This window comes from Rhizobium rhizoryzae (assembly GCF_011046895.1).
GTDB lineage: Bacteria > Pseudomonadota > Alphaproteobacteria > Rhizobiales > Rhizobiaceae > Neorhizobium > Neorhizobium rhizoryzae.
The window spans coordinates 1-21,668 of sequence record NZ_CP049249.1; the positions used below are offsets into that span (position 1 = coordinate 1).

The following is a 21,668-nucleotide window of genomic DNA, read 5'->3' on the forward strand; positions in this document are numbered from 1 at the left end:
ATGGGACTGGCAGTAACATCGGACTGGATGTTCTGGCCGGAACTGCAGAACGGCGAAGTTCTCCGGGTGCTGGAGGATTGGACGCTCCCGGACATCGACCTGTGGGCTGTCTTTCCAACGGGGCGGCTGGCCAGTGCAAAAGCGCGCGCCTTCGCCGATTTTGTGAAGACGATCATTGCTGGCTAGAGCGCATATCCGAGAGTGATCTACGTTGCGTCATCTGGTTACGTCAGGATGCTGGTTGAATTCTCTTAAAGAGGAGCTGCTTTGGCCGAACTTAATGCCAGCATCGTTGCAGCGCTCTGAGAATTTGATCCTAAGCCATGAACGAGCTGGAAACAGGATATCAGTTCATGCAGCTTCTGGCTTTCGCCCGCCAGCCCCGCACCTGCGGCATTCATCTCCTCGACCATGGCAGCGTTTTGTTGAGTGGCCTGATCCATATGGTTGACCGCAGTGTTGACCTCCGTAAGCCCGTTTGATTGCTCATGCGCTGCCGTCGCAATGGCATCCATATGGGTATTGATGGTCAGAACGAGTTGTTCGATCGCGGTCAGCCCTTGACCGGTTTCGCTGACTAGCTTCACCCCTTCAGAGACAGCGGCGGTTGAGTTGGCAATTAGGCCCTTGATCTCTTTGGCTGCATTGGCGGAACGCTGTGCAAGCTCGCGTACTTCCTGGGCAACGACAGCAAAGCCCTTGCCAGCCTCACCTGCACGTGCAGCTTCGACCCCCGCATTCAAGGCTAGTAGATTGGTCTGGAAGGCAATCTCGTCAATCACACCGATGATGTTGGAGATTTGACGTGAGGCCTGCTCGATGCGCTCCATCGCCGTCACCGCGTTACGTACTACAGCACCTGACCTTTCTGCTTGGTCACGTGCATCGCGGACTACAATGCGCGCCTCGCCTGTACGGCGGGATGTTGACGTAACGTTGGAGGTGATCTCTTCCAGAGCCGCAGCTGTCTCTTCCAGAGAGGCTGCCTGTTGCTCAGTCCGCTTTGCAAGATTGTCAGACGCATCGGATATCTCGCGTGAGCCACCGGCAACAGTTGTGACAGTGGCGCCAACCGCCCGCAGCGTATCGCGCAACTGGGCCACTGATGCGTTGAAGTCAGAACGCAAGGTCTCGAATTGTGGTGCCAGCGGCTGCTGGATATCACAAAGTAAGTCGCCATTGGCCAACCGACGAAGGCTTCCAGCAAGCGCACTGGTGGCCTGACGGAGGCGCTCTTGCGCCTCATTCTCAGCCTGCGCCTGAAGCTCGGCGCGCTCTGCTTCCATGCGCGCGCGGTTGCCCGTGGTTTCCGCTTCAAGCTCGGCATTGCGCACGGCTGCCTGACGAAAGACCTCCACGGATTGCGCCATCGCACCAATTTCGTCATTGAGATCGGTGTAAGGGATCGTTGAGGAGGTATCGCCATCTGCGAGATTGTTCATTGAGCGGCCAATGCCACGGATCGTCGAAGAGAGGCTGCACGTAATGTAAATGCTGAGGACCACGACACTGATTACGAAGAGCGACATGCCGCCTATTATGAGGAGCATTGACCCGTAGGCAGCGCTCATTCGGGCTTCTGCGCGTGTGATCAAAGTGGATCCATTCTCTCTCAGAATTTCTGCGACAACATCACGCCGGTTGTTCATAGCGTTGATGAAAGGCCCCAGATCGTCAGCCCTGCCCTTAAAATTCTCTGTGCTCTCCATCGCCGTGATCAAGTCGGTAATGATCTTGCCATCGGAAGTGTTGAAGAAGCTGTCGTAGCGGCTTACAAGTTCCGGCGAGACGAATTCTCGAAACGTCGGTTCAAAGTGGCGGATCTGGGCCAACGCACTGTCAAGCCGTGCTTGTTCGGACCTGGTGAAGCTCCCATTGCGAATGAAGACCTGGCCCATTCTGTTCAGACTGAAATAGCCCTCGTTTATGCGCATTCCTGCGATAGAGCCCCGGACATCATGAGAAACGGCCATGTCGTCCGTCAGGCTGCTAGCGCGTCCAGCCACTGCCAGCGCGGCAGTAGAAATAGGTAGTGCGTAGCGAAGAGGTAGTTGAGGGTTGTTGTCTCCGGCGTCGAGCTGCTGCCGATATTCCGGCATTTTGCTGTAGGCAGTCTCCAAGTTGTCGGCCAGCTTCGACATTGCACGATCATCATATCCAAGACCGGGAAGGGCAGCGAGCCGATTTACGATCTCCTTGAACGCGGCGTCCGTCTTGGGTCGGTTCTTCGGTCTGTCAGCTACGGGTCCCGTGGTTTCCATAGGCATGACCATTGTAAGTTCTCCCGCCGCATAGGCGAGCTTAGCCATGCCGTCCGCACGCTTTAGTTTCTCGTAGTCTTCGTAACTGGCAAACCCAATATCCGCGCCCAATCCCGCGAGAGCAGCAAGGGGAACGAGCGCCAGTGTAATAAGTGACTGCCTGAATGAAAGTTTTATGATCATAGATGCCCTTTATCCCTCTTGTTGCAAAACTGCTGTCGCGGGCACGTTCTGGCCGACGGAATTTCACAGAAGTGCGGCACGAATTCGCTAAAGTATTCTTTAATTCAAAATAATAATTTTACGTTAAAACATAATAGGAAATGTATAAAGTTTTATTATCTGAAGTATAAATCTGATTCATAGAGTGTATGAATGATTTGATGGCGACTATCATGCAATTGAGCCGGATCAGCTAGACGCCAATAACTGTTGAAATGAAAATACGAGGTCACATCTGGCCCTAGCACTTGCATCAAGGCTGCTTCTTAAACGTCGTTTAGCGAAGAAAGCTTGTCCGCCCCCATGCAGTCGATCAGCTTTTCGGGTCCACGAGCATTGAGGCGGAGAATACGGTCGAGTAGGCTCTGGATGGAACGCTGACGAGCCAAGCCCATTTGCTGTGAACTGCCGCCACAGATCGATGCGATCTAAAGAAGTAGCCGTGCCTGATCGGCTTCGCGTGTCCGCCGGGCCAGTCGCCGTAACATCGCCCCATCAGAATCCGGACGCAATCCTACAGCTAGCGTTAGAGACACGGATCCGGCCCGATTTGGGAAATTTGAGAGTTAGCATCAGCGAGGAATGATAAAACGCAGAGGGTCAGTGGACGGAAAGTGATAAGTGTTGTACGTCGGGTGGCCACAGCGCGCGCCTGGGAAGACTTATTTTGCGCCTTTCAGGTCTCTAGCGTTAGGCTGTGCGCGGCAGACGCTAGCGCTTAATGATTATTGATATGTCGGTTGAATATGCAGGTGTTTAACTATCCGTCACGGGCGGTCAAGCTGACCTGATTATTCTATACGATGACTTGCAACGACTGCATCTTGCATCCAGCGGATACCGCTATCCTGTTTAAACGTAGCATGGATGTGAATCTTCACGTCAATACGTGGGATTGCGAAGGGGATAGAAAGTAATCTGAAATCCCCGTTGGCGTTAACTTTCTGAGAAGCTGAATTTGGAAAAATAGCTGCGTACTGTGAATTTTGTATCACTTGCGGTACATTGATGTAGTGTTCCAGACGTAGTGCAACATCTCGACGCACTTCCTGCTGTGTCAGATAGGTGTCAACCATCCGATATCCGGTTGCATGAGTTGCAACCTCCACGAACGTAAGGTTCGAAAAATCGTTTTGAGTCAATTCTGCCGATTTGAACAAGTGAGATGAAGCAATGAGGCAAATGAACCAATCCTCTAGTACGAATTTACTGATGAAGTCAGGTTCGGCTAAATGAGGCATGTAACCTAAAACCAAATCAATTTGGCCGGTACGCAGCGAGGTTGCCGCAGATTGAGCATCAAGTTGTACAGACTTGATTCGAATGGAAGGTGCATTGTGCTGCAGGTATACAAGTAACTTTGGAAGACAGTAGAATTCTGAGATATCCGACATCGCGATCGTAAAACTTCGATCTGACGTCGCTGGGTCGAATTCCTCACTGTTAAGTACAGTCTCGGCGATGATCTTGAGCGCTCTGTTAAGCGGCTCATAGAGCCGCTGAGCCATGTCCGTAGGTTGCATTCGGTGACCAACGCGCAAAAACAGCGGGTCTGAAAAGTGCTCTCTCAAACGTTTCAGGGCATGGCTGATCGCAGGCTGCGTCAAGCCCAGCCGATCGCCCGCCGCCGATATGCTCCGCAAGTCCCACACCGCGACAAAAACCTTCAAGAGGTTGAGATCGAGTGTATTTAAATTCATCTTGTTCATAGTGATAATATGATCAATTTATTTGCTTCATGACAAGTGTTTCATAGGATCTGGCCAAACATTATGAGGATCCCGCTGTGAAGCATCGCTTTTTCGACTTTCAAACGCTCCCTCCCTTGGACCGCTACAAACTGCTGAGCGGTTCCGTACTGCCTCGCCCCATAGCCTTGGTGACATCCGTTGATGCAGCAGGGCACCCAAATGCTGCCCCGTTCAGTTTCTTTGGCGTTTTAAGCCATGATCCGCCAGTTATCGCATTGGGGATCGAGAACCGGCCTGACGGATCGCGAAAGGATACGGCCCGTAACATCGACGAGACGGGTGAATTCACGGTCCATATTCCCAATGTTGCGCTTCTGCGACAAGTCGAGATATGTGCAGCTCAGTATTCGCCTGGCGTCAACGAACTCGATCTAGCGGACCTGCCCAGCGTGGCTGGGCAAGCAGTTGGCTGCCCCAGGATCACAACTGCACCGGTTGCACTTGAATGCAAATTGAAAACTAAGGTCGAATTGGGCTCGGCACGCCAGATCGTCATCGGTGAGGTCGTCGGACTTTTCGTCCGGGCTGATGCCGTCAACGATCGGCTCCACATCGATCCACGGATCATTGATGCCATCGGAAGGCTCGGCGGTCCTGCCTATGCCTCCACCCGGGACCAACTAGTCACCGGCCAATAGGCTGGTCATTCGATGAAGCGGGATATCACCATTCCACCCTGGGCTGCGCTAAGTTGCGTGAACGCTGTAAATGAATAGAACGAATAGACGCAATTATGAAAATGAATTTGAAGAATTTGTAGTTTCGGAGTTTGATTGTTGTCAACAAACAAGGGGAATGCACAGATGAACAAGTATGTGCCAGTGACCAATCTTTCAGCTGTCCCAACTTCCGGAAATGAAGCGGATCATGCTGGGCTGACCAGTCAGCCTGCCTTCCTGACTCTGATAGAGGTAGTCAAGAACCGTCGAGATGAGTTCAACACGCTGAGGCACATTCCTCGTGATGTCGTTAGCCTGATGAAGAGCGCGGGCATCTTTCGGGCCTGTTCACCATCCTATTTCGGTGGCAGCGCCATGGCACCTCATCATTTTCTGAAGATGGTTGAAAAGCTGGGCGAATATGATGGTTCCGCGGCCTGGGTTGCAGCATTCGGCTCGTCGAACACCTATATCGCGGCACTTCCGCTCGAGACGCAGGCCGCCATTTATGCAACTGGTCCCGACCAGGTCTATGCCGGTGGCCTCTACCCCGTTCAAAAGGCCGAACGTGTTGAGGGTGGCTGGCGCGTAACTGGTCGCTGGAAATTCGCTTCCGGATGCATGGGCGCAGACTGGATCGGCGTCGGCATTTCTGGTCAGTTTGGCGATACTGCCAATGCACCTCCTGTCGTCAAAATGGCAGTCTGTCCTGCAGCGGAAGTTGAGATCATCGATACGTGGAATGTCGTCGGAATGCGAGCCACCGGCAGCCACGACACCCAAGTGGTGGACAAGTTTTACGCGGATGAGTGGACATGCGATCGTGGCTCCAGAGGTATTTTCGATGAGCCGCTCTACCGCTACCCGCCCATCGCCTTGCAGGCAGCGGTCCACGCTGCGGTCAATCTGGGTCTTGCGCGTGCTGCGCTGGAAATCGCGGTCGAGATGTCCGGCGGTGCCAAGATAATGCCCGGCTCACCTGCCTTGGCAAACCGGGGCTATTTCAAGTCTGGCTTAGCCGAGGGCGAGGCAAAACTGCGGGCCGCGCGCGCATTCTTCTACGAGACAGCCGAAAGTGCGTGGGCAGAACTGCAGGACAATGCCGAGGTTTCCCTAAATCTGGCAAATCTTCTGCGGCTCAGCGCAAGTCATGCAGCGCGTGTGTCCTGTGACGTTATCTCCCACTGCTTCCGGATTGTTGGCATGGCTGCCGTGCAGGATAGCCATCGCATGCAGCATATCCTTCGCGACGCTATCGTGGTGACGCAGCATGCTTCACTGAACGATGCCACTTTGGAGAATGCAGGTGCAGTCCTGGCAGGGATAAGCCCGCCTGCTGGATATCCTTAAGGGAAGGCTACGGATTATGAACCTCTCTCAGAGCTTTCAAGAGCGGCTCAGGATCTACCTTCAAACAGGGGAACTGCGGGACGGTGACATACGCTATCTGATAATGCGCACGGACGCCTTGATGGGGATGTTCACAAAGTTGGAGCCGGTGGCTCGCGATGCGGCACTCCTGGCGATGGCAGAGTCGGTCGCGGAGTTCGGCGGCAAATCAGTAGATACCTATCGGGTAAGTGGTGCCGACAATAGCGCCGAGCTAATTTCCCTACTGATCCGTACCTCCGCCGAGCTTGGATGGGGCGCATGGACTTTCACGGAAGAATGCGACGGCGAAGTTCAGGTTTTAGTACGAAACAGCCCGTTTGCTTGTTCGGTCGAGAATGTCGGGACTGCAGTCTGTGCTCCGATTGTAGGCATCCTGACTGCGATCGCTCCAGTTCTGCTGGGACAAGGTGCAAGTGCAGCAGAAACGCAGTGTCATCAGGGCAGGGGAGGTTGCTGTCATTTCCGCATCAGCGCTGCGTCCAGCAAAAGGTGAACTGACGCCGAAGGACGGAATGTTTGCCTGACGCACGGCACTCAAGAACAACTGTCTTCAGCCGGTCAGGTATTTGCGCGGGAGCGCAATGCAATTACAAAAAAGGTGAAGGTGAGACATTGTCTTTCTGGAGCCCAAAAATAAAAAAATACGAATAGCAAGAAACAAACAATAAAGATGGGAACTGATCATGATAGACCTGCCTCTCAATCGTCGCCGATTCCTCGGCGTGTCTGCTGGTGCATTCGCCGCAGCATCGCTTGGCAATGTTGCACTCGGTGCTCCTTCGCCCATTCGCATCGGTGTCGGCTCTGACCCTGTTTTTGCTGCCTTTTATCTTGCTGACCAAGAAGGTCTGTTCAAGGCGGAAAACGTTGATGTTTCGGTCCAGTTGTACACAGACGGGGGCGAAGCGATGAATGCGCTTGTCGCGCAGCAGGTCGATGTCAGCGTTGCCTCAGAGCCATCCAGCCTCATCCGGCTCGCCCGTGCACCATTGCGCCCGCTCGCAATCAGCTATCAGTCTGGACGTTACGTCAAGCTGGTCCTTGGAAAGGGTGTAGTGGCTCCGAAGGACATCAAGCGTTTTGGCGTCGTCAAGGGCACCATCTCAGAATACTGCGCAGGTCTTTCACTGCCGGTAATCGGTCTCGATCCATCGAAAGTAAGCTTCATTCCATCCGGACCCCCAGAGCTGCCCGCTCTCCTGGCGCGAGGCGACATCGACGCATACTTCTGCTGGGAGCCTTGGGCGACCAATGGCCTCGCACAAGGTGGCCGCATCGCAATGACCAGTGGCGAGGTCGGTTATCGTGATACCTTATGGGTCACCGCGACAGCCGCGGCTTTGGAATCCAATCCTCAAGGTCTACAAGGCATGCTTCGCGCGATTGCCAAAGCGAGCAAAGTCATCACGGATGACCCCAAACGTGCAGCAATTGCAGTCAAGAAGGCCACTCGTCTTCCTGAAGAATCCACCCTGAAGCTCTTGCAACAGATGACCCTCACCGTTCGTGACTTTGAGGAGGAAGACTACAAGAGTTACGACAAGATCGCGCAATTCCTGGCTGACAACAATGTCACCAAGGGCATCATCCCATATCGTACGATGCTTCAGCCCGGCTTTTACAAGGGTTGATGTCATGGCGCACGGAGCTTCAATTTCATTGGCGCATGCAGGGATATCCTTTGGCGATGCGCATATCGTTTCTAACTTCAATCTAACGATTAAACCTGGTGAATTCATCTGCCTGCTTGGCCCAAGTGGCTGCGGAAAGTCCACCCTACTGAACGCGATTGCCGGCTTCCTGCCGGCGTCGGGAACAATTGAAGTAGATGGGCGCGCCGTGAACGGTCCAGGTGTCGACCGGGGGGTTGTATTTCAATCCTCCGAAGTTCTCTTTCCGTGGCTGAATATCCGAGAAAATGTCGAATATGGATTGCGGCTGAAGCGAGTTCCATCTGCCGAAAGGCGGACAAAGGCCGAGTATTTCCTGGGGCTCGTGGGGCTGTCGCATGTGTCGGAGCGTTTTCCGGCCCAGCTTTCGGGTGGTATGCGCCAGCGCGCCCAGATCGCGCGCGTTCTGATTAATGAACCTTCGGTCGTGCTGATGGACGAGCCGTTCGGAGCACTCGATGCTCAGACGCGAGAGGTATTGCAGGAGGAACTTGACCGTATCTGGCGTGCGACGGGGTGCACCATTATCTTCGTGACACACGACATCTGGGAATCCCTTTTGCTTGCTGATCGGGTCGTGGTGATGACGGCTGGTCCCCATGCATCCATCAAGACGATCGAGGCGATCGACCTGCCGCGTCCACGCGACCAGGGCAGTCCGGAATGTCTCGATCTCTTCAGGCGGCTGCGAGATGATATTGGCGCAGAAGTAAAACAGGCGCTGCGTCAGCAGGGTCTCAGCAGGCAGGAGGTTTAATCATGACCGACGCGGTTCAAGTCTCGGCTCCACGAGCCTCAACCCTCAGCGCTCTCTTTCCCAAGACACTCCTCAAACCCCTTGTCGGTGTTATTTCCGTCGCTATTGGCATCGTCGTTTGGCATATCGGTTCACTGTTTACATCGCCGCTCTTCCTGCCTTCGCCCATAACGGTATGGCGCACGGCATTGGAAATGCTTGCGGACGGTACCCTGGTGCAGTCGGTTGCTGCATCGGCAGCACGCATTGCGGCAGGCTGGTTTGTCGGTGTCGCTGTCGGAATTCCGCTTGGCATCTTTATGGGCCGGTTTGCGATCGTCCGTCTTTTGATGGATCCGTATATCGAGTTCTTCCGGTTCATTCCCCCGATTGCCTTCGTCACACTTGCAGTCATCTGGTTGGGACCGGGTGAAGTAACCAAAGTGGCACTAATTTTCTACACGACCGTCTTCATCGTGACATTGAACACGATTGCTGGTGTCGGGGCAGTAAAGCCAATGCGGTTGCAGGCTGCCCGAAGCATGGGCGCCTCCAAGATCGAGGAAATGACGACGATCATTCTTCCCTCCACCGTGCCCTACATGGTCACTGGCGCGCGGCTTGCCATGGGAAATTCATTCCTGACGGTCGTTTCGGCAGAGATCGTATCTGCTCAGACCGGTCTTGGTGCGACAATCTGGACGGCGCGCAACTTTGGCAGAACCGACTGGGTCTTTGTCGGGATCATAGCGCTTGGGATCTTGGGGTTCATTTTTGATAGGCTTTTTCGATTTGGCTCGAACGCCCTTCTAAAGCCTCGGTATCTGTAAACCGGAGGCAGCCACGCGCTGCCGACCGTTCCCTCCAATACACAGTCTGGAAGCGTTGGGCGGGTCGCGATGCGGAAGCGACCCCTGGGTAAACTCGCGCCTGGTTCCAGTCACATCAGAGGATAAAACAATGATGAGCAACTCTTTGTTGCCGGTTGATGGCAGCAGTATCGATGCCATGGTCAAGCCTGATCGTGCGAAAGGTACTCTTTACACGGACCCCGCCTTGTTCAACGAGGAGATGAGCCGCATCTTCGCCAAGACATGGATTTGGGTGGCTCATGAATCTGAAATTGCCAATCCTGGCGATTACAAGATGGCGAGCGTGGGCCTTGAGCCTGTGATTGTCACCAGAGATCGGAAAAGCCAGATCCATGTCCTGGTCAATCGTTGCCGCCATCGCGCTGCAACCGTTTGCGAAGTGCATAAAGGCAAGACAAACAGTTTCGTATGTCCCTATCACGGCTGGGCCTATGCTCTGGACGGCAGCTTGCGTGGTGTTCCTTACGATGAAAGTTATGCGGGCAAGCTCGAACGCGGCAATCTTGGCTTGAAATCCTTGCGGGTCGAGCAGTACCGGGGGCTTGTGTTTGCGACCTTCAACGAAGACGCTGAACCGCTTGTAGATTTCCTCGGCCCGGCAAGAAAATGGATTGATCTGTTTCTAAAGCAGAGTGCTGATTACCCCCTCGTTGCACTTGGCGAACATAAATTCGTCTTTCCGGGAAATTGGAAGATCCAGCTCGAGAACACGACGGATGCTTACCACTTCCCATTGGTTCACAAGACCTTTCTGAATGTCACAGATTCAGAAACCGAGGAACTGTTCGACATCATGAACAAGGGCGGCTGGGTCGAGGATCTCGGCAATGGTCACAGTGTGATGGTCATGATGCCGGAACTCGTTGATCTCGAGGAAGATCTCGAAGCGCCGATTCCGCACAAGTTTGCAGACCTTGCGGAAGAACTCCGCGCCGAGGGTCATGATGAAACCAAGGTGCGCCGGATCGTACGGGCTGTCGGTGGCACAGGTTTCAATCTCAATCTGTTTCCCAATCTCGGATGTTCTGCCGCGTTTTTTCGCGTTCTTCAACCGATTTCGGTCAACGCGACGGAGGTTCGCCATATTGCTCTAGGCATGGGTGGCGGCCCGGCTGCGGCAAACCAGGCACGGCTGCGCATTCACGAGTTCTTCCAGGGGCCAATGGGTTTTGGAAGTCCGGATGATTCCGAGGTCTGGGACAGGGTGCAGCACGGAGCCCAGGGCGGCGGCGATCTATGGATCATGCTGAACCGCAGTCTGGAAAATGAAACTGTTGGTGAGGACGGGCAGGTTCGCGGCGACGTGAGCTCTGAACTCGGGATGCGGACTGCCTACCGGCAGTGGAAAAAGTTGATGGAGGCTTAGGATGGACATGGCTGTGAGCACAAAGAGTGACGCGCTGCTGGAGCTTATGACCTTCGTGTGGCTTGAAGCGGACAGGCTCGATCATGCGCAGTACGATGACTGGTTGGCCATGTGGACGCCACAGGCCCGGTACATCGTACCCGTGGAACCCGGCGTGACGGACTACGAGGCGCACCTGAACTATGCCTACGACGATCATTCCATGCGGCAGAAGCGTGTTGAGCGCATGCTGAGCGGCGTGTCCGTATCCGCCTCTCCAGTGGCGCGGACTATCCGATCCCTTTCCCGCTTCAGGCTTCTCTCCGATGATGGAACAACCGCGGAACTGCGCTGCATGCAGCATTTGACCGAGTTCCGTCGGGGCCGCGAGCGTACCTATAGTGCAGATGTCGAGTTTCGGATCAAGCGTACGGCAGCAGAATTGTTGCTGGATCAGAAGGTCATCCGACTCATCAATGCCGACCACGCGCTGGGTGCCATCAGCTACATTCTTTGAGCGAAGTTCAACCTGACGAAACGGTCATCGGGCGTTCTTCGACTGCGCTCGAAGATTCGGCCCTTTGCCGGTTTTCACCTTTGCGGGAAGCGAACTATGATGAATTTGCTTATATCGAAGCGGGAAATGCAGAGCGACGATATCGTCGTTCTCGATCTGGTTGATCCGGATTCCCGGACATTGCCGGCCTTCCAGCCCGGCGCTCATATCGACATCGAGGTCGAACCAGGCCTAGTTAGGCAGTATTCGCTGTGTAGTGACCCTGCCGAGCGTAACCTGTACAGACTTGGTATTTTGAAAAGCTCGGAGTCGAGAGGCGGCTCCAGACTCATCCACGAACGTTTCAGGGAAGGCGAACTTGTTCGCGCAGGCGAGCCCCGAAATCTTTTTCCGCTGAACATGGATGCTCCGCAGAGCATTCTCGTCGGCGGTGGGATTGGCGTAACGCCCATGATCTCGATGGCCTACGCGCTTTACGCCGCCGGAAAATCGTTCGAGTTGCATTACTGCGCCCGCACGCGCAGCAGGGCTGCCTTTCTGCAGGAACTGGCAAGTGCGCCTTTTGCGCACCACGTTTACCTTCATTTCGATGATGAAGAGGAAGGCCAGCGTTTCAACGCAGCGGCTCATCTTCCGGATCCCGCAAATGGAAGCCATGTGTATGTTTGTGGTCCCGCAGGCTTCATGACTTGGCTGCATGAGCAGGCAAGATCGCGAGGTTTTCGCGAGGAAAATCTGCACCAGGAATTCTTTAACGCCGAGGTCAGCACACAGGGCAAAGCCTTTGAAGTCGTTCTTGCCAGAAGCGGTAAGTCCGTCACGGTTGCCGAAGGCCAGACAATTGTCGCAGCGCTGTCGCATATCGGCGTACGCGTCAATGTTTCGTGTGAACAAGGCATTTGCGGCACCTGTCTCTGCACGGTGCTGTCGGGCGAGCCTGATCATCGAGACTCCTACCTCACCGATGAGGAGAAGGCGGAGAACGATCAGATCATGGTGTGTTGCTCGCGCTCGAAGGGACCAACCCTTGTTCTCGATCTCTAAACACTAAGGAAGTGCGAATATGGATACTTTGCATGAAGCAGTCTCGACCCAGACCTTTCGGAACGCAATGTCCAAGTTGGGAGCAGCGGTAAATATAATCACGACGGAGGGGCACGCAGGCAGACACGGCATAACGGCCTCAGCAGTCTGCTCAGTCACGGATACACCGCCAACAGTGCTCGTCTGCGTCAACCGAAATTCGAGTGCGCATGATGTAATTATGAGTAACGGCGTGCTTTGCGTGAATGTTCTTGGGCACGGACACGAGACGTTAGCACGAAAATTTGGTCAGCCCGGGCTTTCACCAGACGAGCGGTTTGCGCAAGGCAGTTGGACCCAATCCTCGACCGGCGCGCCGGTGCTGGTTGACGCCGTAGTGTCGCTTGATTGTCGGATCGTCGAACGCCACGAAATTGGAACACATAGCGTTTTCTATTCCAGAATCGAAACCGTTACGACAGCCGAGGTCGCGCAAAGCCTCGTATACTTCGACCGAGCATTCCATTGCCTCGGACAGGTCCAGACATCGACCTCGCACCTTTGAAGATGTTGTAGCATCAGAAAGCGAGGCGCACGATGACCGATTACGAACTGTCCATGAAGGCGCTTGTCAAGCGCGTCGAGATCCTAGAGGCGGAGGCTGAAATCCGCAGGCTGCAAGCTCGCTACATGTTCCTGTGCGATACGCCTCTTCCCGAAGACGGCGTTGCGGATGACACCGCCCGCATCGACCTCATTTTGGGGCTCTATACTCCAGATGCGGTTTGGGAAGGGGTCGGAGAATACTACGACAATCAATTCGGCCGTGCCGTGGGAGCCAATGCAATAAGACGGCACTTCGAGGCATTCTGGGGTACCAAACGCGATCCAGCTCTTGTTCTCAACTGTCACTATCTCACCTCCGAACAAATTCATGTGCACGAGGACGGGGCTTTTGCGGATGGACAATGGGTCCATATGCAGCCATGGCTTTTTTCGGATGGAACCGCGCTGCTGCGATCGTCACGGCTGAACAACGGTTTTCGCCGGGAGCCGGATGGACAGTGGCGGATCACGCGGACGCGAACCGAGAATGTCTTCGTAGCCCCGCTTCCCACCAATTGGGCGTCCGACTTTCCAAAATCGTCGGTTCTCATGCAGCGCTGATCATCGGTGATGCTTTAAGTTTAATTCATCAGGAGTCTCTCATGTCTCATCAGACGCGAATGTGGCAGGTCTACTGCTACGCTGATCATGACGTCGTGGTCATCCAGCAATGGCAGGATCCCTTCGGGCGCCCGATGATACGCATCGCGGCACAACTGGACGGCAAGATCATTGCCGACGGGATGTCAGAGGCAAAGTTCCTGGCCGATGCCCGTTACGTGGCATCTGAGGGAACGGAGATCCTGGAAGGTGAGAACTGATGTCTGCCTTTCTTGAAAAGTTTGATGTAGGGCCACCAGACGGGCTTCGAGTTGCTGTCAAGGATACTATCGATATCGGTGGTCGTCCGACTCGAGCTGGAAGTAGGTCTCTCCAGAATGCAGCGGCTGCTGTGCGAAACGCCGTTGTAGTCGATCTGGTTCTTAAGGCCGGCTGCCGGATCGTCGGGAAGACTGTCCTGCATGAACTGGCCTTTGGTATAACCGGCTTGAATGACTGGGCGGGAACACCGGTGAATACGCGCTACCCGGAATTGATACCTGGTGGGTCTTCAAGCGGAAGCGCTGTCGCCGTTGCTACCGGAGATGCTGACTTTGCACTTGGCACGGACACCGGCGGATCAATTCGCATACCTGCCGCATGTTGCGGTATCTGGGGCATGAAGGGGAGTTTCGGAAGAATTGATCGACGCGGCGTCTTCCCCGAGGCAACAACACTCGATTGTCTTGGTGCCTTCGCCAAGTCCCTTCCAATGCTAGATCGGGCCATGCAGATCATCCTTCCGGACTATCGCCAATCAAAGCTGGTGCCTCGCAGGATTGCCTTGCTAACCGGACTGGCCGATGCGTCGATCGATCATGAGGTCGAGGCCTGTGTCACCAGAAGCGGACTGGAGGTGTTCAAGGCGGACCTCTCCTCCATGTCTGCGGCATTTAGCGCGGGTCTCAAGGTGATCAACGCCGAAACGTGGACAGCGGTTGGCCATCTTGTAGGCACAGGTCTAGTGGGCGGGGATGTGGCCGAAAGGCTGAAGCAGGCGGCGAATGTAACTGACGCCGAGCTTCAAGAGGCGGAACACGTACGCCATCTGTTTGCGGCAGAGGTGGACACCATTCTTGAGAATGCGGACGTCATTTGTCTACCGACCCTGCCGATATTTCCGCCCACTCTGGCAGAAGCGCGCCTGGACCGGACGGCCGTTAGCCTTACCAGGCTCGTTCGCCCCTTCAACCTGTCCGGTCATCCGGCATTGACCATGCCAATCGCTTCGACGCCCAATGGGCCGATCAGCCTTCAAATCGTCGGCCGCCGTGACGGAGATGAAGACATACTGAAGCTGGCGCGTCACATATTTCAGAACGGCTGATCCATCTCGCACAATCATGGCATAGCTGGTCCTGAGTAAACCCGTCAGGTAGGCAGCCATTATGCCGATTTGGGTATCGTGCCAATTTTGACTGCGCATGGGGCATCTGGCATGTCGGGCGAGGGGGTGCCCGGGCTGATAAGGTCACTGACATCGCAGATACCCCTTTTGGTACCCGAAAACTGCCTTGACTGCGAGATTTGCCTTTCGTCACTTCTGGTCTTCGGGGTTAGAACAAATGTGAGCCGCCATACTTCGGATTGGCTGCCGGCGTTATTCCATGATCTGCTGGATCGCACTCATTCAACCGCATAGGAGAATAATTGATGATTGGTATCCGAGTCGCCTTTTCTGATGCGTCTAAGCTTGAAGAGCGCACGAAGTTCCACCCGCAGCACAAGGCACACCTGTCATCAGCTCCGTTCAGAGTTCTGATTTCCGGGCCTGCCTCTCTCGAAAACAGCGAGGCAACAGATGCCGCATTCCTTGTCGCTGAAGTCGATACCCTTCAGGATCTCAAAGCGTTCAGCGATCGCGATCCTTTCGTCGTGAACAAGGTCTACAAAGACGTTCGAATCTTCGAATGGAAGCCGAGCCTGGGAGATCTGGTGAAAGCGATCTGAAGACGGTTCTGCCGCTCTCCACATCCTTTACGTGTCAATTTCTTCCGCCAATGTCTTCACAAGCTGAATGCCGGGGGAGGTATCGTTTGCCCGATGCGCTAGTATGACGGGAGACACGGCCCTTTCGCCATCAAGTAGCCGGTAGTGGACGTCGGAGCGAAGCTTCCTCGCTGAATAGGGAACAATGCATACACCGGCCTCCGCTGCGACGAGGCCTAAAGCTGTCTGAATCTCCCGCACTTCCTGGACCTCCGCCGGTTCTACGCCGTGTTCCAGAAGCATGCCCAAGACCTGATCTGCGAAGCTGGGACGCGGCTCTTTTGGGTAAACGATAAGCTTCTCATTGACCAGCGCTATTGGCGGTAACGGATCGGCAACCGAGGCGAGCGGTGATCCTTCCGCAATGGCGACGGCAAGATGCTCCTCGCGCAGCACGAAACTCGCAATTCCCGGATCACTCTGCCGCAGGCGTCCAAAGCCAATATCGATACGACCTTCTTTCAAAGCCGGGAACTGCTCGATCGACATCATCTCCAGCAGTTGTATGTCGAGATCCGGCTCATGCAGCCTCAATTTTCGGATCAATGTCGGCAGCCCTCCGTAAAGCGTAGAGGCCACAAAACCGATCGACAGAACTCGGTTCTGGTTCAGCCCAATGCGGCGTGTGACGTTGCGCATTTGCTCCACGCGTCCCAGTATCTGCAGAGCCTGTTCGTAGAAGACCCGTCCAGCCTCTGTCAGTTTGACAGGGCGAGTGGCCCTTGCAAGCAATTCCACGCCTAGTTCTTCCTCCAGCGCCTGGATCTGTCGGCTAAGTGGAGGCTGCGCAATATGTAGCTGCTCTGCAGCACGTGTGAAATTTCTCTCTTTCGCCACGGCCACGAAATACCGCAGTTGCCGCATGTCCATGTGATGTTCCCCCTGAATCTGGAGAGGTTAGCGCGCACTATCTTGCTTCGAGCTTAACGTTATAGGGCACATCATACTTTGTTGGTATAATAGAATATCAATTCGGTGTTGGACCCTATGTGTGGCTTCCTGCACAATGGCCTCATGAACGCAATACACCCTTCTCAAATTGATACTCGTATCGGCCCCCGCATTGAGCGGGTTGAAACAAGGCTGATCGATCTCCCAACCATCCGCCCACACAAGCTTTCGATGGCGACCATGAACGGTCAGACATTGATGCTCGTCATGGTTCATTGCAGCGATGGCGTTGTGGGCATAGGCGAGGCAACGACGATCGGTGGACTAGCGTATGGAGGCGAAAGCCCCGAAAGCATGAAGCTTGCGGTTGATCGGTATTTTTCAAGGTTGATGATCGGTCAGGATTCGAGCCGGGTCCGTCCCTTGATGACGCGTATCGGCAGGATGATCAAAGACAACCGATTTGCCAAAAGCGCCGTTGAGACGGCGCTATTGGATGCACAGGGAAAGCGGCTCGGCCTATCCGTCAGCGAATTGCTGGGGGGCCGGCTCCGCGAGCGTCTTCCGGTCGCCTGGACGCTGGCATCGGGCGACACCGGGCGTGATATTGATGAAGCCGAGCAGATGCTTGCGCTACGCCGCCACTCGACCTTCAAGGTAAAGATTGGTTTGAAGTCGGTCCGAGATGACGTAGCACACGTTGCTAGCATCAAACGCGCTCTTGGTGATCGGGGCGCTGTCCGTGTTGATGTGAATATGGCCTGGAGCGAAACCGACGCCCGGTTTGGAATGGCGGCACTTGCCGATGCGGGATGCGATTTGGTGGAGCAGCCGGTTTCGTCGGTTGCAGCACTAGGCCGGTTGATACGTCGCTTTCCGATTGCGTTGATGGCGGATGAATCGTTGCAAGGGCCTGAAACTGCTTTCGATCTTGCATCCAGAGGCAGTGCAGACGTTTTTGCCGTTAAGCTGGAGCAAAGCGGCGGACCGTTCAACGCCCAGCGGGTCGCAACCATCGCGGATGCGGCGGGTATCGATCTTTACGGGGGAACGATGCTGGAAGGCGCCATTGGCACCATCATTTCCGCACAGGTCTTCTCCACCTTCCCCAATCTTCAATGGGGCACAGAGCTCTTCGGTCCACTGCTGCTGACTGAGGAGATCCTGGAGACACCTTTGGACTACAGCGACTTCACGCTTGCCGTGCCCACCGGCCCCGGTCTTGGCATTTCACTGGATCTCGAAAGGGTTGCCTACTTCACACGTGATGGTTCGCACCAGATCACCTCTACGGATGGTTGAGGAGAGTGACATGCTTTTCCATGTAACAATGAACGTGAACCTGCCTCATGATCTTCCTGCAGTCGAAGTCAGTGACATCTTGGCCAGGGAAAAGGCATATTCGCAGGATCTGCAACGATCCGGAAAATGGCGCCACATTTGGCGAATTGCCGGCCGGTACGCCAATATAAGCATCTTCGATGTCTCCGACAATGAAGAGTTGCATCGCCTTCTTTCCGGGCTGCCTCTGTTCAAATTCATGGAGATAGAGGTGATGCCATTGCTGCGTCATCCTTCGGCGGTGCGAGACGACGATCGCTAGAGCATTTCCGGCAAAACAATGACATTCAGCATGAGGAGGAAAACATGAGCGTAACAATATTCAACCGTCCAGATATTCAGGACTTTCTGAGAGTTCTGAGCGGATTCAATCAGCCTGGTGGCAACCAGCGAGTCAAGCAGATCGTGCATCGCATTGTATCCGATCTTTTTAAAACTATTGACGATCTCGACATTACGCCCGATGAATACTGGATTGCGGTTGCTTGGCTGAATGAAATCGGTGCGACAGGGCAGGCGGGTTTGATTTCACCCGGCCTAGGGCTAGATCATTTCCTGGATGAGCGCCTGGATGCAATCGATGAAGCCCTCGGCATCAAGAATGAAACGCCACGTACAATCGAAGGCCCGCTCTATGTTGCCGGTGCGCCGGAGAGCGTGGGCTTTGCAAGACTTGACGACGGCCGCGATACCGATGGTCAAACACTTATCATGCATGGCACGGTCTATGGCTCCGAAGGCAAGCCCTTATCAGGAGCGAAAGTCGAAGTCTGGCACTGTGATACACGCGGCTTCTACTCGCATTTCGATCCGACTGGAACGCAGGCGCCATTCAATATGCGGCGTACGATCATCACCGACGATCACGGCCGTTACAAGTTCCAGAGCATCGTCCCTCACGGCTATGGCGTGCCGCCTGGTAGTCCGACCGAGAAGCTGCTCTCTGCGCTCGGTCGTCATGGCCAGCGCCCGGCGCACATTCACTTCTTCATCAGCGCTGACGATCATCGCAAGCTGACCACACAGATCAACATTGCTGGTGATCCGCTGATCAATGACGATTTTGCCTATGCGACACGCGACGGCCTTGTTCCAGATGTTATCGAGCATTTCGACGAAGCGAGTATCAACGCTAATGGCCTAAAAGGACCATTTGCCGAGATCCGGTTTGACATCAAGCTCACTGGGCTCGTCAATGGCGTCGACAACCAGGTAAACGCACTGCGTCAACGTGCTGTAGGCTGACCTTAAAGCCTTGGTTACGCCGGGGCTTTAGTAAGTCGACGAATACGGAAGCAGTCTGACAGAGGCCCTGAACTCTGGTTCAGGACCTCTTGTTCTCATTTATCCCATCTGAATTCCATCTTATCCGAGCCATACACATTGCCTAGCATCGAGCTCTCTCAACATCGGCTTCACTTCGAAGTCCAAGGCGCTGATCGTGGAAAGCCCTGGTTGATCTTCAGCAATTCCCTTGGGACGGATCTGCACATGTGGGATCTGCAGGTCGCCGCCTTATCGCAGGATTTCCGGATACTGAGGTATGACAACCGTGGCCACGGGCGATCCTCATCCCCGGCTTCTCCCTTCAAGCTCGCGGAACTGGGAGCCGACCTGATCGCCTTAATGGATCATCTCGGTATCGACCGCGCAAGTTTCTGTGGCTTGTCTATCGGCGGGCTCATCGGCCAATGGCTCGCCGTTCACGCCAGCAATAGGTTCGAGCGATTTGTACTTTGCGCGACGGCGCCCCGCATAGGCTCTTTCGAGAGCTGGCAGCACCGGATGGATACCGTAATTCACGGTGGTCTCAATGTAATCGTCGAGGCGACCCGCGAGCGCTGGTTTACGCAGCAGCTCTGCATGCAAGAACCGGAATTAGTAGACCGTATCCTTGCTTCATTCTCGAATACATCCATTGAGGGCTACGTTGGTTGCTGCGCTGCATTGCGGGATGCCGACATGACGCCCAGCCTCGGAAACATCGAACATCCAGTTTTGGCCGTTTCGGGTCAGGATGATCCGGTATGTCGCCCCTCCGAGCTGGACGAAATTGCCAAAGCGGTAGTGAATGGTCGTCATTTCAGCCTGCCGGGAAAGCATATCGTCAATCTTGAAGGGCCCGGCCAGTTCAATCGTCTCATTACCTCCTTCATCAAAACGGATGGAAGAGTTGAATTTCCGCCCAAGTGAAGGCCTGACCTCACCTCCGCCATGAACTCGTTGGAGATTAACTTGACCCCAGAGAAAATCCTATATGAAACCGCCGTCACCGCGCGAGGCGGACGTGATGGCATGGCTGAAAGCCCCGACGGCAGCTTTTCGGTCTCCCTCACCGTACCAAAAAACCTTGGCGGGCCGGGTGGAGCGGGCACCAATCCGGAGCAGCTTTTTGCCGCCGGTTATGCCGCCTGCTTCCTCAGTGCAGTCAAGCTTGTGGCGCGCAACAAAAAGATTTCTCTAGCTGATGAAACTTCGATCACCGCGACAGTCGGAATCGGTCCGTTTCAAAACGGTTACGCTCTTACAGTGGAACTGGTTGCCAGGCTCCCCGGGATTGAGCGTCCGCTAGTAGAAGAAGTTGTAGCGCAAGCACACGATCGTTGCCCCTATTCCAACGCAACGCGGGGCAATATCGAAGTGAGATTGAAGATCGCTTAAGGCTTTCACATGTCACTTTGCGGCACATGACGGCTGGTATATTTTCGCGGCCGCCAGATCAGACGTTGCCTTCTCATCCGCATTGACCGGCGGTCGGTCTTCAGTTTGGAGGCTTGCCGAACCCTCACCGTCCAAAGCTGATGTATCTTCATCAACAGTTGCATAATTTAACAATATGCCACGATGAGCTCGCTTCTCCAAGCTTTGGTAGGAGACCAAGCTCGGTCGATTTCCCTCCTGCCTCTCCGAGAGTCACTTGAACAATGATATCAAGGGGATTAAGTTGATATCATTGTTGATGGCTAGATGAGGTCATGAGGATGCCGGCAGTCACCATTCGGAATCTTTCTGCTGAAACCCACCGCGCGTTGCGTGTGAGAGCAGCTCATCACGGCCGAAGTACTGAGGCGGAAATTCGTGATATCCTCGAGGCCGCTGTTCGCCCGTCTGAGCGCGTAATGCTCGGGTCATTGCTCGTAGACATAGGTCGGGAGGCCGACCTGTCAGGCGACGATGTTGAAGTTCTACAAGAGCGAAACAAGGCGCCAGCTGAGCCAATGACTTTCGAATGATCTTGATTGACACCAACGTGATATCCGAGCCATGGAAGCCGGCCCCTGCTGCAGAGGTTGTGGCTTGGTTGGATGCCCAGGCAATCGAAACACTCTTTATCTCTGCGATATCAGTTGCGGAGCTACGGTTTGGCATCGCATCAATGCCTGTCGGGCGACGTCAATACATCCTCCGCACCCGCCTTGAGGATGACGTGCTACCGCATTTTGTTGAGCGTATTCTGCCCTTCACCCTAAGCACCTCGCGCATCTACTCTGAATTGATGGCAGACGCGCGAGTATCCGGTAAAGCAATCGGTATGGCCGATGGATTGATTGCGGCCACAGCCGCAGAGAGGGGCCTAGTTGTGGCATCGAGAGACATAAGCCCGTTCAAGGCAGCTGGATTGAAAGTAATTAATCCGTGGAGTGGTCAGAACTTCGATTAACAGGCCGTCGGTTCGAAACCCATCAAGGCGTGGGAATGGTTGGCTGTTGCAAAATCCGCAGAATTACATTGAGACCACTGCGAAAGGATATATTTGTCTAAATCGGCAGCACCGATGATGCTGTGATCAGTC

24 protein-coding genes and 1 pseudogene are annotated in these 21,668 nt (G+C 54.5%); 22 read left to right on the plus strand and 3 right to left on the minus strand.

Annotation, left to right across the window (positions count from 1 at the left end):
* Positions 1–186 (plus strand): annotated as a pseudogene (locus G6N80_RS00880) (LysR substrate-binding domain-containing protein); the annotation flags it as partial.
* A gap of 65 nt (positions 187–251) precedes the next feature.
* On the opposite strand, the gene G6N80_RS00885 reads toward G6N80_RS00880, so the two are convergent.
* Together G6N80_RS00885 and G6N80_RS00890 are read right to left on the minus strand one after the other, a co-directional pair.
* Positions 252–2,444 carry a methyl-accepting chemotaxis protein gene (locus G6N80_RS00885; RefSeq protein ID WP_165130619.1) on the minus strand — a complete coding sequence of 731 codons (2,193 nt, stop codon included), beginning with the start codon at positions 2,442–2,444 and terminating at the stop codon, positions 252–254.
* 830 nt (positions 2,445–3,274) lie between these two features.
* On the minus strand, positions 3,275–4,192 hold the full coding sequence (locus tag G6N80_RS00890; protein ID WP_165130621.1) for a LysR family transcriptional regulator: 918 nt from the start codon (positions 4,190–4,192) through the stop codon (positions 3,275–3,277).
* Between the two features lie 77 nt (positions 4,193–4,269).
* Between G6N80_RS00890 and G6N80_RS00895 the strand changes: the two genes are divergently transcribed.
* The 14 genes from G6N80_RS00895 (at position 4,270) to G6N80_RS00960 (ending at position 15,604) form a co-directional block, all read left to right on the plus strand.
* A complete protein-coding gene (locus tag G6N80_RS00895; RefSeq protein ID WP_165130623.1) occupies positions 4,270–4,872 on the plus strand; it encodes a flavin reductase family protein in 603 nt (200 codons plus the stop codon).
* 165 nt (positions 4,873–5,037) lie between these two features.
* The gene (locus tag G6N80_RS00900; RefSeq protein ID WP_165130625.1) at positions 5,038–6,243 is read left to right on the plus strand and encodes an acyl-CoA dehydrogenase family protein; all 1,206 of its coding nucleotides are present in this window, start codon (positions 5,038–5,040) and stop codon (positions 6,241–6,243) included.
* A gap of 16 nt (positions 6,244–6,259) precedes the next feature.
* The gene (locus G6N80_RS00905; protein ID WP_165130627.1) at positions 6,260–6,778 is read left to right on the plus strand and encodes a hypothetical protein; all 519 of its coding nucleotides are present in this window, start codon (positions 6,260–6,262) and stop codon (positions 6,776–6,778) included.
* Between the two features lie 190 nt (positions 6,779–6,968).
* The gene (locus G6N80_RS00910) at positions 6,969–7,916 is read left to right on the plus strand and encodes an ABC transporter substrate-binding protein (protein WP_165130629.1); all 948 of its coding nucleotides are present in this window, start codon (positions 6,969–6,971) and stop codon (positions 7,914–7,916) included.
* Positions 7,917–7,920: 4 nt separating this feature from the next.
* Entirely contained in the window at positions 7,921–8,712 is a 792-nt protein-coding gene (locus G6N80_RS00915; RefSeq protein ID WP_165130631.1) for an ABC transporter ATP-binding protein, read from the plus strand.
* A 2-nt stretch (positions 8,713–8,714) separates the two neighbouring features.
* Positions 8,715–9,521 (plus strand): ABC transporter permease, encoded by an 807-nt coding sequence (locus tag G6N80_RS00920; protein WP_165130633.1) that lies wholly within the window; start codon positions 8,715–8,717, stop codon positions 9,519–9,521.
* Positions 9,522–9,654: 133 nt separating this feature from the next.
* Positions 9,655–10,929: an aromatic ring-hydroxylating oxygenase subunit alpha gene (locus tag G6N80_RS00925; protein ID WP_165132236.1), complete on the plus strand. Its 1,275-nt coding sequence runs from the start codon at positions 9,655–9,657 to the stop codon at positions 10,927–10,929.
* 7 nt (positions 10,930–10,936) lie between these two features.
* A complete protein-coding gene (locus tag G6N80_RS00930; protein ID WP_246251375.1) occupies positions 10,937–11,425 on the plus strand; it encodes an aromatic-ring-hydroxylating dioxygenase subunit beta in 489 nt (162 codons plus the stop codon).
* Between the two features lie 96 nt (positions 11,426–11,521).
* Positions 11,522–12,469: a PDR/VanB family oxidoreductase gene (locus tag G6N80_RS00935; RefSeq protein WP_165130637.1), complete on the plus strand. Its 948-nt coding sequence runs from the start codon at positions 11,522–11,524 to the stop codon at positions 12,467–12,469.
* A gap of 19 nt (positions 12,470–12,488) precedes the next feature.
* Positions 12,489–13,013, plus strand: a complete 525-nt coding sequence (locus tag G6N80_RS00940; protein WP_165130639.1) for a flavin reductase — start codon at positions 12,489–12,491, stop codon at positions 13,011–13,013.
* A 32-nt stretch (positions 13,014–13,045) separates the two neighbouring features.
* Positions 13,046–13,615 carry a nuclear transport factor 2 family protein gene (locus G6N80_RS00945; RefSeq protein ID WP_165130641.1) on the plus strand — a complete coding sequence of 190 codons (570 nt, stop codon included), beginning with the start codon at positions 13,046–13,048 and terminating at the stop codon, positions 13,613–13,615.
* 41 nt (positions 13,616–13,656) lie between these two features.
* Entirely contained in the window at positions 13,657–13,875 is a 219-nt protein-coding gene (locus tag G6N80_RS00950; RefSeq protein WP_165130643.1) for a hypothetical protein, read from the plus strand.
* Entirely contained in the window at positions 13,875–14,981 is a 1,107-nt protein-coding gene (locus G6N80_RS00955) for an amidase (protein ID WP_165130645.1), read from the plus strand. Before G6N80_RS00950 ends, G6N80_RS00955 begins: the two co-directional genes overlap by 1 nt.
* 326 nt (positions 14,982–15,307) lie before the next feature.
* Entirely contained in the window at positions 15,308–15,604 is a 297-nt protein-coding gene (locus tag G6N80_RS00960) for a YciI family protein (RefSeq protein WP_165130647.1), read from the plus strand.
* A 27-nt stretch (positions 15,605–15,631) separates the two neighbouring features.
* On the opposite strand, the gene G6N80_RS00965 is transcribed toward G6N80_RS00960, so the two are convergent.
* Complete coding sequence (locus G6N80_RS00965; protein ID WP_165130649.1) at positions 15,632–16,513, minus strand: LysR family transcriptional regulator; 882 nt, start codon at positions 16,511–16,513, stop codon at positions 15,632–15,634.
* Between the two features lie 144 nt (positions 16,514–16,657).
* Here G6N80_RS00965 and G6N80_RS00970 point away from each other — a divergent pair, with 144 nt between their 5' ends.
* From G6N80_RS00970 to G6N80_RS01000, 7 genes are all read left to right on the plus strand, one after another.
* The gene (locus G6N80_RS00970) at positions 16,658–17,836 is read left to right on the plus strand and encodes a muconate/chloromuconate family cycloisomerase (protein ID WP_165130651.1); all 1,179 of its coding nucleotides are present in this window, start codon (positions 16,658–16,660) and stop codon (positions 17,834–17,836) included.
* A gap of 10 nt (positions 17,837–17,846) precedes the next feature.
* Positions 17,847–18,137: a muconolactone Delta-isomerase gene (catC, locus tag G6N80_RS00975; protein WP_165132239.1), complete on the plus strand. Its 291-nt coding sequence runs from the start codon at positions 17,847–17,849 to the stop codon at positions 18,135–18,137.
* Between the two features lie 44 nt (positions 18,138–18,181).
* Positions 18,182–19,120: a catechol 1,2-dioxygenase gene (gene catA / locus G6N80_RS00980; protein ID WP_165130653.1), complete on the plus strand. Its 939-nt coding sequence runs from the start codon at positions 18,182–18,184 to the stop codon at positions 19,118–19,120.
* A 210-nt stretch (positions 19,121–19,330) separates the two neighbouring features.
* Positions 19,331–20,068, plus strand: a complete 738-nt coding sequence (gene pcaD / locus G6N80_RS00985; RefSeq protein ID WP_246251376.1) for a 3-oxoadipate enol-lactonase — start codon at positions 19,331–19,333, stop codon at positions 20,066–20,068.
* 42 nt (positions 20,069–20,110) lie between these two features.
* Positions 20,111–20,536, plus strand: coding sequence for an organic hydroperoxide resistance protein (locus G6N80_RS00990; RefSeq protein ID WP_281360723.1), 426 nt, complete (start codon positions 20,111–20,113; stop codon positions 20,534–20,536).
* 320 nt (positions 20,537–20,856) lie between these two features.
* Positions 20,857–21,108 (plus strand): FitA-like ribbon-helix-helix domain-containing protein, encoded by a 252-nt coding sequence (locus G6N80_RS23275; protein ID WP_165130659.1) that lies wholly within the window; start codon positions 20,857–20,859, stop codon positions 21,106–21,108.
* On the plus strand, positions 21,105–21,536 hold the full coding sequence (locus tag G6N80_RS01000) for a type II toxin-antitoxin system VapC family toxin (protein ID WP_165130661.1): 432 nt from the start codon (positions 21,105–21,107) through the stop codon (positions 21,534–21,536). The genes G6N80_RS23275 and G6N80_RS01000 overlap by 4 nt, the downstream gene beginning before the upstream one ends.
* Positions 21,537–21,668: the final 132 nt, after the last annotated feature.